At 55.3% G+C, this 14,532-nt stretch carries 9 protein-coding genes and 2 pseudogenes; 5 read left to right on the top strand and 6 right to left on the bottom strand.

Going from position 1 to position 14,532, the window contains the following annotated elements:
* Window positions 1–103: 103 nt before the first annotated feature.
* A complete protein-coding gene (locus DV707_RS16625) occupies window positions 104–1,705 on the top strand; it encodes a long-chain-fatty-acid--CoA ligase (protein ID WP_103992609.1) in 1,602 nt (533 codons plus the stop codon).
* A gap of 45 nt (window positions 1,706–1,750) precedes the next feature.
* Here the strand turns inward: DV707_RS16625 and DV707_RS16620 are convergent, their stop codons facing one another.
* From DV707_RS16620 to DV707_RS16610, 3 genes and pseudogenes are all read right to left on the bottom strand, one after another.
* On the bottom strand, window positions 1,751–2,512 hold the full coding sequence (locus tag DV707_RS16620) for an enoyl-CoA hydratase/isomerase family protein (protein ID WP_103992610.1): 762 nt from the start codon (window positions 2,510–2,512) through the stop codon (window positions 1,751–1,753).
* 51 nt (window positions 2,513–2,563) lie between these two features.
* The gene (locus tag DV707_RS16615) at window positions 2,564–3,715 is read right to left on the bottom strand and encodes an ABC transporter ATP-binding protein (RefSeq protein ID WP_200820933.1); all 1,152 of its coding nucleotides are present in this window, start codon (window positions 3,713–3,715) and stop codon (window positions 2,564–2,566) included.
* 137 nt (window positions 3,716–3,852) lie between these two features.
* Window positions 3,853–3,981 (bottom strand): annotated as a pseudogene (locus DV707_RS16610) (4-hydroxy-2-oxovalerate aldolase); the annotation flags it as partial.
* Window positions 3,982–4,390: 409 nt separating this feature from the next.
* Here DV707_RS16610 and DV707_RS16605 point away from each other — a divergent pair.
* Window positions 4,391–5,752: an aminomethyltransferase family protein gene (locus DV707_RS16605; RefSeq protein WP_103992612.1), complete on the top strand. Its 1,362-nt coding sequence runs from the start codon at window positions 4,391–4,393 to the stop codon at window positions 5,750–5,752.
* A 491-nt stretch (window positions 5,753–6,243) separates the two neighbouring features.
* Here DV707_RS16605 and DV707_RS16600 read toward each other — a convergent pair whose 3' ends face one another.
* Window positions 6,244–7,602, bottom strand: a complete 1,359-nt coding sequence (locus tag DV707_RS16600; RefSeq protein ID WP_103992613.1) for an aminomethyltransferase family protein — start codon at window positions 7,600–7,602, stop codon at window positions 6,244–6,246.
* A gap of 457 nt (window positions 7,603–8,059) precedes the next feature.
* Window positions 8,060–8,515 (bottom strand): MaoC/PaaZ C-terminal domain-containing protein, encoded by a 456-nt coding sequence (locus DV707_RS16595; protein ID WP_338072205.1) that lies wholly within the window; start codon window positions 8,513–8,515, stop codon window positions 8,060–8,062.
* Window positions 8,516–8,734: 219 nt separating this feature from the next.
* Between DV707_RS16595 and DV707_RS16590 the strand changes: the two genes are divergently transcribed.
* From DV707_RS16590 to DV707_RS16580, 3 genes and pseudogenes are all read left to right on the top strand, one after another.
* Entirely contained in the window at window positions 8,735–9,502 is a 768-nt protein-coding gene (locus DV707_RS16590) for an IclR family transcriptional regulator (protein ID WP_103992615.1), read from the top strand.
* 69 nt (window positions 9,503–9,571) lie between these two features.
* Window positions 9,572–10,615 (top strand): zinc-dependent alcohol dehydrogenase, encoded by a 1,044-nt coding sequence (locus DV707_RS16585; RefSeq protein WP_103992616.1) that lies wholly within the window; start codon window positions 9,572–9,574, stop codon window positions 10,613–10,615.
* A gap of 702 nt (window positions 10,616–11,317) precedes the next feature.
* A pseudogene (locus DV707_RS16580) lies at window positions 11,318–11,743 on the top strand (aldehyde ferredoxin oxidoreductase C-terminal domain-containing protein); the annotation flags it as partial.
* Window positions 11,744–13,143: 1,400 nt separating this feature from the next.
* Here DV707_RS16580 and DV707_RS16575 read toward each other — a convergent pair.
* Window positions 13,144–14,505, bottom strand: coding sequence for an aminomethyltransferase family protein (locus DV707_RS16575; RefSeq protein ID WP_103992618.1), 1,362 nt, complete (start codon window positions 14,503–14,505; stop codon window positions 13,144–13,146).
* Between the last annotated feature and the right edge of the window lie 27 nt (window positions 14,506–14,532).

Genomic DNA, 14,532 nt, shown 5'->3' with positions numbered 1-14,532 from the left:
AGTACCCATCGGTTCCGGGGATTTAGTCTGTTTTCGCTCGACAACCGATCCGGGGCGTGAGCAGTAACTTCATTATTGTCGCTATCGGGCTTACAATCATCGTATGACAAGATCGCAGTGGACGCTCTCCGACGTGCTCCTCCGAGCGACGTCGCTGGCGCCGGACGGCGAGATAGCGACCAAGCGAGAGGATGGCGAGTGGCACCAATACACCTACCAGGACGCGTACGAACGCGTCTGCCAGCTGGCACACGCTCTCGACGAACTTGGAATCGGGGCCGGGAAACGGGTCGGGACGGTGGCGGCGAACCACGACCGGCACTACGAACTGTACTTCGCCGTCCCCGGGAGCGGGCGGAGCCTCCACACCATCAACCACCGGCTCCCCGACGAACACTTCGAGTACGTCGTCGAAGACGCCGAGGATGCCGTCCTCTTCGTTGATCCACAGTTCATCGAGCGCGTCGAGTGCCATCGCGACGCCTTCGAGGACGTCTCGGCGTTCGTCGTTCTCGACGACGAGGTGCCTGACACCGCCCTCGAACCTGTCACGGACTACGAATCACTGCTCGAAGGACGGCCCACCGAGTACGAGTGGCCGTCCCTCGACCCGGAGACCGAGTGTGGCCTGTGTCACACGTCCGGGACCACTGGGATTCCGAAGGGCGTCCAGCACACGCACGGGATGCTCGTCCGGGCGTGTAATATGATGCTTCAGACGGACACAGTCGCGGTCAGTGGGTCAGACGTCGTCTTCCCGATCGTGCCAATGTTTCACGGCTACGCCTGGGCGTATCCCTACGTGGCGACGATCGCTGGCAGCAAACTTGTCCTCGCCGACTCACACACGTCGCCAGAGGCGCTCACGAGCGTCATCGAGCGCGAGGGCGTGACCATCGCCAGCGCTGTGCCTACGATATGGCTCGACGTCGCCGCTTACCTCGACGAAAGCGGGAAATCCATTGCCGGCCTCGAACGGATCCAATCCGGCGGGAGCGCGGTTCCCGAATCGCTCATCCGGCGGTACGACGACGCGTTCGACGTCGAAATGATTCAGGCGTGGGGAATGACCGAGACGGCGCCGTTCGCGACTATCAGCAGAGCCCCCTCCGGGCTCGAAGCTGATTGCGGAGAGATCGATCTGTACGCGTCTCGGGCGAAGGCGGGCCGACCCGTCCCCGGAATCTCGGTGCGCGTTCGCGACGAGGACGGAGAATCCGCGCCCCGCGACGGAGAAACCGTCGGGGAACTCCAGGTCCGCGGCGAGTGGGTCATCGATTCGTACTACGAACGCCCAGACGCGGACGCGGACGGGTTTACCTGCGATGGCTGGCTGAGGACCGGCGACGTCGCGACGTGGGACAAGCGCGGCTTCGTCGACGTTGTCGACCGCAAGAAGGACATCATCAAGAGCGGAGGCGAGTGGATCTCCTCGCTGGAACTAGAGTCCGAACTTATGCGCAACGACGCTGTCGCAGAGGCCGCCGTCATAGCGGTGGACCACGACATCTGGCAGGAACGCCCGTTTGCCTTCGTCGTCACCGAGCGCGACCGGACCGTCGACGCGGAAACCTTGAACGCACACCTCCGCGAGCGGTTCCCGAAGTGGTGGCTTCCAGACGAGTATGAGTTCGTCGACGCACTCCCACGAACGTCGACCGAGAAGTTTGACAAACAACAACTCTCCAAACGCCTCGATTCCTGACTCGAGACGAGATTCAGACAGTCGACGGCGCTCTCGAGAGAGCGCTCATTGAAGCTTCCACTCGGGGTCGCGCTTCCCGAAGAACGCCTCCATTCCCTCCTCCATATCGTCCATCGAGAAGAGATACGAGAGCGAGTCGACAGCCTCCTCTTCCATCCCGAGCTGGCTGTTGAACGCGTTCTTGATCACGCGAGCGGACGTCGGCGAGATGGTCGTCAGCTGATCGACGCGCTCGGCGACGACGTCTTCGAACTCGTCGGCTGGCGCGACCTCGTTTACCAGCCCAACGACCTGTGCTTCCTTCGCGTCGAGTTTCCGCGTCGTCAGACAGAGTTCGCGCGCGTGACTGATCCCGATCATCTCCGCGTAGCGGACGAGCGCGATGCCGGGAGCCGCGTTGAGCAAAGCTTCGGGCTGCCTGAAGGTTGAGGACTCCGTTGCGATCGTCACGTCCGCAGAGGCGGCCAATTCACAGCCGCCGCCGTGAGCGATACCGTCCACCTTCGCCAAGACCGGCGTCTCGATTCGTTCGAGGGCTACAGCCCGATCCATCACGAACCGCGCGTAATCACGTGCGTCAGAGGCGTCCTGGAAGTCGAGATCGCTGATGTCGTCGCCCGAGGAGAACGCCTTCCCATTCCCCGAGAGCACGATGACGCGGACGTCCTTGTCCCCGTCCGCCGCTTCGAGCGCGTGTTCGAGTTCGTCCCACGTCTGCTCAGCGAGGCAGTTCAGCTTGTCCGGCCGGTCAAGAGTGATACGCGATACGTGTCCGTCCGTCTCCTGGATGAGATGCTCGTACTGCATCGTCTGTTGATTGGACGAACGGTTATATAAAAATTCCCACGCGACGAGTGTCTAAAGCAGTCGTTGGCCGTCCCCGTCGAACAGCCAGATTTGGTCTATCTCGAAGTCCACGGACACGGACTCTGTACCTCCCGGGATCTTCTCCTGGGGAGTGACCGCCGTGAGGTCGTAGTCGTCGGCCGTCAGGTGGACGGCGTCGCGCGCGCCGTGGGGTTCGATGACTGACACGTCGGCATCGAATAGCTTTTCGTCGGCGTCCAACTGGAGATACTCGGGTCGAACGCCCAACTGAACGTTCCCCTGCTCGCCGCCCTGGTATCGGTCGACCTGCTCGTCCGACAGCGGGAAGCGGAAGAAGTCGCCAACGACATCGTAACCCTCGCCAGTGGAGACAACCTCGACAGGTAGCATATTCGTCGAGGGCGATCCGATGAACGACGCGACGAACTGGTTGGTCGGCTCGTTGTAGATCTCGTATGGGGAACCGATCTGCTGGATCCGGGCGTCGTCCATCACGACGATCTTGTCTCCCAGGGTCATCGCCTCCTCCTGGTCGTGGGTGACGAAGATCATCGCCGTCTCGAGTTCGCGCTGGAGTTGCTTGACCTCGACGCGCATCTGGTCGCGGAGCTTCGCATCGAGTGCCGAGAACGGTTCGTCAAGCAGGAACGCGGCCGGTTCCATCACCATCGCTCGGCCGAGGCTGACCCGTTGTTGCTGGCCACCCGAGAGCTCGTCGGGGCTCCGGTCGAGCATCGACTCGATGCCGAGCATTTCGGCAACCTCCCGAACTCGCTCGTTCTTCTCGTCCTTGCTCATATCCGTGGTCATGTCAAGGCCGAACGCAATGTTCTTTCTAACAGACATATGGGGGAACAGCGCGATGCTCTGGAAGACAAACGCCAAGTCCCGGTCTTTGGGCTTCTCGTAGGTCATCTCCTCGTCACCGATGTAGATGTGACCCGAATCCGGGACGTCGAGGCCCGACAGACACCGGAGCGTCGTCGTCTTGCCACATCCGGAAGGTCCCAGCAGTACAACGAAGTCGGTCGGGTTGATCTCGAGGTTAATGTCCGCGCAGGCGACGATCTCCCCGTTGTCGAACGTCTTCCGGATGTTCTCCATCCGGATGGTTCCCTTCCCGGCGTCGACAGAGTCACCGATGTCGTCTTTTGTGGATGAGGAATCAGCTTCCATTGCCATAGGAAAGCATTCCAAACTCTCATACATAAACATTATTGTTACTGGAACGACCGATGACGCGGTCCGCAGGCTCGAACCAAGACAGTAAAAAATAGGCGTGTAACGTTCAGATCGTTGCGATTCGACCGCGGGAACCGTCAGTCATCAGACTCGGTGCATACCTTCCCGCCCTTGGACAGTCGTGCGGCGACGCCAGTGATGAGGTCCTCCTGATCGCCGACAACCGCCACCTCGCCGCGTTCGACGAAGGCCTCGCGGGGGTCGACATCGGACGTCTGACCACCGCTGGCGTCAGGTCAATGGCGAACCGCCCCAGTTCCTCGTACATCAGGACTTGCTGTGGGTGTCTCTTCGACTCGCGGCCTCGAAGGCGATGTCGAACTCGTCCGCGTACTCTCTGACACTCCACGACCGGCAAAACGGTCGTGTTTAGTTAAATGTCAGAGTAATATTCAACGTAGAAGAGCTGCAACGTCGATAATTACTAGGCAAGCTGCGATTCCGGTTACGGTTAGTAACGTAATCAATACCAAACTGTGAACGGAACGCAGACGTCTGAGACTACTCGAAACCTCACGAATCAGCTGCTACACAAAATAATTACTCTCAGTATTAACTAAACACGACCGAAAAACCAAGGCAAAAGTTTATCCTTTTACAATCGAGTTCAGAACTATGGCGCCGGAAACCCTGAAACAGGTGCTGGAGTCGACGGACAATATCGCAGACACGTTCCGGAACACCGACATAAACTGGCAACCGTATGTATTCCCGGACGAGTACACGAACTGGATCGAGGAACAGCGGGCGGTCCACGAGTCGGTCGCAGTCGTCGACCAGTCGGTCCATATGGAGGTTCTGGACATCAAAGGACCCGACGCGATCGACCTGCTCGAGTACGTCTGTGTGAACAACTTCGAAAAGGCCAGGACCGGGGAGCCACCCCAGGCGATCAACTACGTGGCGTGCAACCCCGACGGGTACGTGATCAGCGACAACATCGTCTTCCACCTGGGCGAAAACGAGTTCAAGTCCGTCGGTGCAGAGTGGCCCCACAACTGGATCCGGTACAACGCCGAGGCCGGTGACTACGACGTTCAGACGGAGGTCACCTATCATCCCGATATGTACGGTCAGCAGGATCCGGAGAACTTCAGGTTCCAGGTCCAGGGACCGAACGCGCTGGAAGTTATGGAAGAAGTCGTCGACGGGTCATTGCCAGAGATTCCGTTCTTCCAGATGGATACGATCGAGATTGATGGCGTTGAGACCTACGCGCTCAGCCACGGGATGGCGGCGATGCCCGGACTGGAGATTTTCGGTCCACACGAATACCACGACGAGGTTCTCGACGCGATCTTCAACGCGGGCGACCAGTACGGCATCCGGCAGCTGGGCTCGAAAGCCTACAAGACCGGCAAGATCGGTTCGGGCTGGTTCGTCGCATCGGTACCGGCCATCTACGACCACGACGAACTGGACGGGTACAGAGAGTGGCTCGGCGCCGACAGCAGGGAGGCGAGCCTGTCGCTGGGGGGGAGCTTCGACTCGGACGACATCACCGACTACTATATGACGCCGATGGAACGGGGACAGGACCATATGGTGGACTTCGACCACGAGTTCGTCGGCCGGGAGGCCCTCGAAGAGATGGACCAGGAACGCGAGCGGGTGACACTCCTGTGGGACGCCGAGGATGTTGTCAACGTCTATGCCTCGCTGTTCGGAGACGGTCCCACCAACAAGTTCATCGATATGCCCGACGTCGCGAACCAGTGGTCGTCCATCCACTACGACAAGATACTGAAAGACGGCGAGGTCGTGGGACTCTCGAAGTACCCCGGCTATCTCGTCTACGAGCGGAAATTCCTCTCGCTGGCGACAGTCGACCTTGAGTACAGCGACCCCGGGACCGAGGTGACGTTCGTCTGGGGCGACCAGACAGACAAGCGCCGGGTCGAACGCCACGACCCCGTCGAGATCGGCGCGACCGTCGCCGAGGCACCGTACGTCCGGGGCGGTCGGCGGCAGATGTAATTGGAGATTCCTGACGATCCTGGGTTTGGCGTCGAATTGAACCGCTAAACACTCGTCCCACTGAACGGTCTTCATATACCGGTCGCAGAAACGTGGTTGCAAGCACTCATCGTCTGCTGCAATTAGCTAATCTGACCAATGCCAGTATAGGGGTAGTTGCTCACCGAGGAGTTTCGAGCGGAGTTTCCTCCCCGGATTAATTCGACTACCGTCTCCTCTTTTCCTCGTCTATATCCCCGAGATCTCCCCGAGAACGTGCGACCAGTCACATTGGAGTCGGCCCTCAATGATGACGGTCCTATGATTCGCCTTGTCGTTACTGCTTCCATCTACCTACGCCCCGATCGGAAACGACAGTATAGTGACGTCGATGATGGTTCCGTTGAGACGTATGGCGATGTCTCGATATGTAATTCACGCGCTCGGAGGTTTCCTCGGTTAGTAGGCAGGTACCGCAGAACGCGTATTAATTAGAAGATATGCAGAGGAGATTACATATCCTTACGACCGCCGCGGACGTACGGCGAGGCCGCGACAGTCGCCCTAATCTCGGTCTGCTGGTGGCGCTCGACGCCTCGTTTCTTCGAATCGTCCCCCCAGATGAACGTCACTTCAGTCCCCGGATCGCTGTATTCGACGTCGATGGTTCCCAGGGAAAGCATTTCACGCTTGTAGTAGAGGTATCCCGGGTACTTCGAGAATCCGACGTGTTCTCCGTCCTTGAGAACTGTGTCGTAGTGCGTTTTCGACCATGTATTCGCCGTGTCAGGCAAGTCGATATATTTTTTTGTCTCTCCCTCGCGGAACAGCGACGCGTAGACGTCGACGACGTCCTCCTGGTTCCAGACGAACGTCACCCGCTCGCGCTCCTGGTCCATCTCTTGGAGGGCTTCTTTCCCGATAAAATCGTGGTCAAAGTCGATGAGCGGCCCCCAGCCCCGCTCCAGCGGGTCCATATAGTAGTCGGTGATGTCGTCGGAGACGTAGCTTCCCCCAATTGATAACTGTGCTTCAATGGTGTCGATGTCCAGCCACTCCCTGTACCCTTTCATTTCGTCGTTCTCGTAGATTGCAGGCACAGACATTACGAACCATCCCGAGCCAATCTTACCGGTCTTGTAGGCCTTCGAGCCCAGTCGCCGGATGCCGTACTGCTCACCTGCGGCGAGGATCTTCTCGAGGACGTCGTCGTGCGCCTCGTAGGGACCGAAAATTTCCAAGCCGGGCATTGCCGCCATCCCGTGGCCCAGCGCGTAGGTTTGGACGCCATCAATCTCGATCGTATCCATCTGGAAGAACGGAATCTCTGGCAGTGACCCGTCGACGACTTCTTCCATAATGTCGATCGCGTGCGGTCCCTGAATCTGGAATCTGAAGTCTGGAGGAGACCCACCTTCGACGTATGGATCGTAGAGCGAGCGAGTCGTCACGTCTAGGTCGCTGATCCCGGCGTTATACTTGATCCAGTTGTTAACGTAGTTTTCGCCGACTGCATCGAACGTCTCCTCCCCCAAGTAGAAGAGGATGACGTCACCGATCACATATCCTTCGTGATTGCACACGACCAAATTGATTGCCTGCGGCGGATCCTCGGTCCGGATTCGAGTGAAGTTGTTGATTCCGAGATGAGCCAGTAAGTCGACGGCCTCGGGCCCCTCGATACGAAGCGTCTCCATATGGAAGGACTGGTCGACGATCCCGGCCGATTCGCGGACAGCGCGCTGTTCTTCGATCCAGTTGGTGTACTCGTCGGGGAAGACGTACTGATCGAGTCCGCCGAGATCGTTGTTCCGGAACGTTTCGACAGGATTCTGGATTGATTGCAGGAAGTTCTCGAGATTCTCAGCCATACTTGCATCTGTAACTTTTGTTTATACGTATTAAAACCCAGGTAGACGTTTGCCCCAAGTAGTCTGATCAGCTAATTTCGCGCGAAGCCGAATAATTGATTCCGGGGTAATTGCGTGAATGTGGTTGAAAACAGTGAGAGCGGGGGTCATTCATCGTCATCCCTCGCTGAAAGTTTGTTAGACGGTGTTCTGAATCCCACCGTCTCGTGGTAGAATCGGATCCGGCCACCACCGACCTGCTTGCAGCCGCGGCATTCGATTGAGGCGATTACTGATCAGTATTTCGCGATAGACCGCGAGTGAGGATGCCCAATAGAGGGTGTTCTCGTCACCGTACCGAGACGACGTCGGACATCGGCAGGTTGAGCGACGGCGATGTCGTTGAATTCGAGTTCGAGGGTGTCAGTACACTAAAAAATACATTCGCGCCGATTGAGACGCGGTCGATACTCTCAATTTAGGTTTCGGATTTCCGTTCGATCATCAGCTGTCTTTCGCAGGCAAGAACTGTCTCTTCGCGCTGGTTCTTGACGTCGATCTTGGTCGTGACGATGCCATACTCTTCGGACCGTTCTGACTTGTCCGTTACCTCTGATTTGACGTGAATCGTATCTCCGAGCATCGTAGGTTTCACGAACCGCATCGACTCGAAGCCGTAGAGGAACGCGTGCTCGTTCTCGGGGGCTTCAAGCGCAGCGGCGATGCTGAGAACCAGTAACCCATGAGCAATTCGGCCACCGAAGTCGGACTTACTTGCAAACTCCTCGTTAGTGTGGTACGGGTGGAAATCGCCAGACACGCCGGCGTAGTTGACGACATCAGCTTCCGTGATCGTACGTGCTTGGGAGACGCCTTCCTCGCCAACGTCAATCTCCTCGTAGTACCTGTTTCGTTCCATACAACGACCTTCCATACGGTCAACCGCTATTTTACTTTTTCTCCCGGTAGGAGGCAATACCCGTCTACGCCGCGACTCCTGCATAATTTTTCCATACAATATACTCATTTTGCAAAGCAACACAGTTCTTGACCAGCTGAACTTTTCCCGGGATTATAATAAATGAGGCTGAGGGATTGGCGGTTGTTTTGGAGAGCAAAACATATTTGTTCCCTGGCTAAATATTAGCGAGATATGGGAACAAGTCGTGATCATTCCATTCAGTCACTTGAAACGTCTCTTGACATCCTCGAAGCGCTGGTTCAAACTGACGCTGGAACGGTCTCGGAGCTCGAAGCCGTTCTGGAGCCATCGAAGAGTACGATATACCAGCACCTCGAGACGCTCAGGCGACGCGGGTACGTCGAGAAGCACGACGACCATTACAAACTTGGACTGGGACTCGTTACTCTTGGCGGCTACTGCCGGGACAATATAGAATTGGTCAAACACGGCCGATCGGTAGTCGAGGAGGTAGCCGATGCCACGGGCGAGTACGTCACGCTCGCCGCCGAGCATCAGTTCCGATCGATGCACGTGTATCGGATCGAAGGGAAGGGAGCGCTATCGATGGACACGTACCTTGGGTCGCAATTCCAGCTCCACGCGACGGCGACCGGGAAAGCAATGATGGCCGCTATGGAGCCAGAGCAGGTCGACACCTACATCGAGGAGGTGGGCCTCACAGCGTTTACTGACCAGACGATCACTAACCCTGATGAACTACGCGCAGAGCTGGCAGACACCAAAGAGCGCGGATACTCTCTCGAAGATAACGAGCGGATCGATGGGTCACGAGGCATCGGAGTTCCGGTAACCAAACGGACGACCGGTGAGACGCTGGGTGTTCTCGCCGTTGCCGGGCCAAGTAACCGCATCAATGGCCCCCGGTTCCGTGAGAAGTTACCAGACATCCTCCAGCGCCACGTAGAGGTGATTGAACTTAATATCGTCTACTCCTAAGTCCATCAGGCACAGAACCGTCAGTTCACTAATGGGAACGCCTAATATCCATTGGTTTCCATACTTGATATGCGCGGATTAGCAAAGACCGCCGGCAAAGCGGGGTGTATCGACGTGATCAACGTGGACCGACCGGAGATCCAATCCGGTGAGGCACTCGTGGAGGTGGCCTACGCGGGGCTATGTGGGAGCGACGTTGGTATCTATGAGTTCGAAAACGCCTACGACTTTATGGACTTCCCACGGATCCTCGGCCACGAGTATGCCGGAACGGTCGTGGAAGTTAGTGACGACGTGACGCGGGTGTCTATCGGTGACCGCGTCGTAGAAGCACCAAACCACGGCTGTGGCGAGTGTTTCCGGTGCAAGAGTGGGACACCGAACCTCTGTCAGGACTTCACCATCACCGGCGTCCACCACGACGGCGCTTTCACCGACTACGTCGCCGTCCCGGAGCGGTTCCTCTTTTCGATTCCAGACGACCTGTCGCTCAGGGCGGCGGCCGCGACTGAACCCACCGCTGTCGCCGCTCGTACCGTCTGCCGGAACTCCCGAACGACGGCGGGTGACCGGGTCCTCGTTGAGGGCCCCGGTCCGATCGGCCTCCTGACGGCGATGATCGCCCGTCGACAAGGTGGCGACGTCGTCGTCACCGGTGTCGACCAAGACGAGCGAGTCCGGCTTCCGACTGCACGCGAACTCGGCTTCGACACCGAGAACGTCGCCGAACGGGATATCGAGACGGTCCGGGGGGAGTACACCGGAGGCCGCGGGTTCGATGTCGTCTTCGACGCCACGGGTCACGAGTCCGGCTTGGTCGGCGCCGCCGACGCCGTCCGGAAGGGAGGTCAAGTAGTCGTTGTTGGCCAAAGCGGACACGTATCGCTCGATTTCACCCCCTTCATCCGTGGCGAAATCGACCTCCAGTGTTCTTACGCCGCCACGTGGCCTGACTTTGGTCGGGCGACGGAACTTCTTCGATCTGGTGCGGTCAATGTCGACCCGCTCCTTGACGACGGATTCACACTGGCCGACGAGGAGGGGCTGTTTAAGGCGGCTATGCACGGCGAGACGATCAAGCCCCTGATTGAATTCGCCGGGGAGAATGGGTAGGGTAACGTCCGCTCCTCACCGGGCTATCCACGAAATCGCCGACGAGATCGGCCCGTCTCTCTACAACGACCTTCCATACGGTCAATCGCTATGTTACTTTACCCCCGGTAGGAGCCATACCTGTCTACTCCGCCATTCCTGCATAATTTTCTCATACAATATATCCATTTTGCAAAGCAACATAATTTTTGATCAGAAGAGCCTCACCTGCAACAAGCTCCTAACGGGTGTTTTGCGAGATCTCGCAGTTGTAGCAACAGCGTTTCGAACTCCTCAGACAAGTGCTTGTCTGAGAAGATCGCAGGTGCGATCAACTTTGTGACGCTCCGCTCAAATGGACAATCTGAACTATCAATTCGAGCATAATATTACAATGCTACTGTTGTAATTCTAAAATTAAATCAACTCTATAGGTGGAAAACCGTTAGTTTTGATTCAAACTGTATTTATTATAGTTTATACTCTAGAATTTGGATTAAATTTAAATTTTAGTACACTTCCTCAGAATTTACAGACATTAATCATATAAATTACATATTTGGCTCTGGTGAATCACCTTACCGCGCTTGATTTTATGATTTCACTGCTCGTTTGATGTTGTAAACGACACATTTCAAGACAGGGTCACGGAATTCTCGTTAGTATGAACGCGATAATTCGTCCGGCGGCAGTAGTGCTTACTGGCATTTTCGCGGTCGAAGATCGTACGCGGTTGCGAATCGGGGCGCAGATCATATGTACGCAACGTTTTACTCGGTCGAGTATCCGCTCGTTCCGCAGGAGGAGGCGGTCACCCCCGAGGGAACGGTCGGGAAAGTGGATCGGCTCATCAAGCGCGAGAACTCGATGGCGTTGAATGACAGCGGCGTCGTCTGCAAGTTCTCGCGAAACTTTACGACAACAGAACGGGACGAGGTGCTCTTCGATGCGGATTTCTCGCGACTACTGGCTGTCAGAGCACGGATCGTCACGCTGGAGCGACATTTCAACAACCAGCGTGGTTTCGATAGGGAAGACGATAGACTACCGTACGAACTTCCTGAGTTCGACACGGCATTGGACGAATACTATGAGGGACGGGGATGCTGTTCGGATGGCGTCGTTCCGCAGCGTCGCATCTCGGAATGACAGGTGCAAAATTTTAGAGTACTCACGTCCACTTTTCTTACCTGCCAATACACCTCTTGTCCTCCACGGGTGATCCGGTCTCGGTGGCGTGTCTGTATCACATCAAAGATGATAAAATTTGGACTTGCTTCTGTAGCGCACGATGCGAACCCGCGACTGATCCTTTAGGCTGCACCCTTTACGACGCCGGGACAGTCTGGAGCATCGGCGCCGTCTTCCGTCAAGATAACAAGAGTCAAGCCGTTCAATCGAACCTTTCTAGCCATAACGGCATTCGCCCAAGACTAAAGAATCAGTTATTGTCGCCTACGCATAATTTCAATAGTGATGTGCAACGGGAGCAAAGCGGACGAAGTCTTTGTCGGGACGTTTCTGCGAGACCGATATCAGCATAAAAAATTATCCGGCATAGCCGGAAAATTTCGATGCTGATTTGATTAATATAGTCGATGGGAATAGTTCTGATTAATTCGATAGAACCATCGCAGAGACTGAGAAACTGACCGTTGTAGTAACAAGGGTACACCTGTTATCGAAAGAGGTCGGTCTCGGAAATTCTCAAAAAGTAGGAGCCCTGTCGCTTAGATAAGTTTATCCGGCAATGCCGGATGTCGTTCGGAATCAGGTTCGATGTTAGTCAGGATTCACCCCAACGTGCGACGTGTCCCGCTAAGCAAATCTAAATACAATTCACTATTGAATAAGTAGTGTACGAGAGGCAGATCCGACTACTATTCCCGATAACAGGGTTCGATCAAAGTCGATGTCTCGGACAGTCAAGTGAGTACAGCGATTCAAAGCTTCTCCCGCGAAAATAAAGAGTCATCCTAAATATCGTATAAATCCGATCCAGCTGTTAAGTCGATCTCGACGCTTGACTCACTGATTTCAGGTTCGTGTGCGATGGCCTGATTCGTTTATATTTTGTGAATTGAATCATATACCGATTTGATTTGGATGCTTGGTGGTGGTCCCTATGGGTCGTGTTTAGTTAAGCACCAGAGTAATATTCGACGTGGAAGAGCTACAACGTCGATAATTTACCAGGCAAACTGAGTTTACGATTACAATTAGTAACGTAATCAACGTCAAACTCTGAACGGAACGCAGACGTGTGAGAATACTCAAAACCTCACAAATCAGGTGCTACACAAAATAATTACTTACAGGGTTAACTAAACACGACCAGAAATTTATGTGAAAAAGCGATGTTGAGTGGACCATTTCCTTATAGTAAGTATATAGCCAGATATCACATAGGTACAAAGGGTAGCCACTGGTAGAAACCACCCATTGAGATTCTCGACAAGTACAGATCTGCGCTTGAATTAAACCACAAAACAATCGTTCCGTGAGGCCGTTTTCAGCCAGTGTATTCACACTTTCTTGCTGGCCGGGCTTTACATCGACTCCCGACCGCCGGTAACATAAGGAGCTGGTGCGACTGTCGCCCGGATTTCCACGGGCTTGTGCTGTTCGACACGCTGCTTATTGGACTGGTCGCCCCACTCAAACGTCACTTCCGTCCCTGGATCGCTATAGGCGCGATCGATCGTCCCTAAGGACAACATCTCACGTTCGTAGAACAGATATCCGGGGTACTTCGAGAGGCCAACTATCTCTCCATCCTTCTTGACTTTGTCGTAGTGACTCTTCGACCATGTATTCGCTGTGTCGGGCATATCGATGAACTTGCTCGTCTTTCCGTCCCGGAACAGAGAGGCGAATACGTCGATGACGTCCTCCTCGTTCCAGACGAATGTGACCCGCTGTCGCTGCGGCTCGTTGACCATCTCCTCAAGCGCCTCTCGCCCGACGAAGTCGTGGTCAAAATTCACAAGGTGACCCTGACCGCGCTCCATTGGCGTCATATAATAGTCTCTGATGTCGTCAGAGACAAAGCTGCCACCGATAGAAAAGGTTGCCTCCGTACCCTCAGCGTCAAGCCACTCCCGGTAGCCTTTCATTTCCTCATTCTCGTAAATCGCTGGAACGGGGCCGACAAGCCATCCAGAGCCGATTTTCCCAGTCTTGTACGCCTTCGATCCAAGCTGACGAATGTCGTACGCTTCACCTGCGGCGAGGATTGCATCGAGTACCTCACCGTGGTACTCATACGGCCCGAATATCTCCAATCCTGCTGTAGCTGCCATTCCGTGGCCTAGAGCGTATACATCGTGGTTGCAGATTTCGATAACGTCCATCTCGAAGAGCGAAATTTCCGGTAGCGAGCCGTCGACGATATCTTCCATTACGTCAAGAGCGTTCGGCCCCTGGATCTGGAACCGGTACCGTGGGGGCATCGCATTTTCCATATACGGGCTGTATGGGGTCTCCGTTTCGACATCGTAATCCAGCGTCTCAGAAGTGTACCGGATCCAGTTGTTCGCCCAGACCGAGCCTACTGAAGAGAACTCGTTCTCTCCTAAATAAAACAGGATCTGGTCGCCAATGATGTATCCATTTGGATTGCACATCAGTAAGTTAATCGCCTGTGGCGGGTCCTGACTGCGTATCTTCGAAAAACTGTTTACACCGATGTTCTCCAAGAAGTCGATTGCTTCCGGCCCCTTGACAAAACACGGCTCCATATGATACGACTGATCAACAATAGCACACGACTCTCGAACGGAACGCTGTTCCTCAATCCAGTTCGTGTGTTCATCGGGGAATACGTACTGATTGAACTCTAAATCAGCGTCACGTAACATATCGACAGTACTGTCGACGGACTCAAGACGTGCTTGTAGGCTATCGGACATCGTTCGGAAACGATTTACCAAGCAAAT

It is taken from the genome of Halobellus limi (assembly GCF_004799685.1).
GTDB lineage: Archaea > Halobacteriota > Halobacteria > Halobacteriales > Haloferacaceae > Haloquadratum > Haloquadratum limi.
The sequence above is the reverse complement of the archived record's forward strand: the minus strand, read 5'-3'. Positions and strand labels throughout refer to the sequence as shown.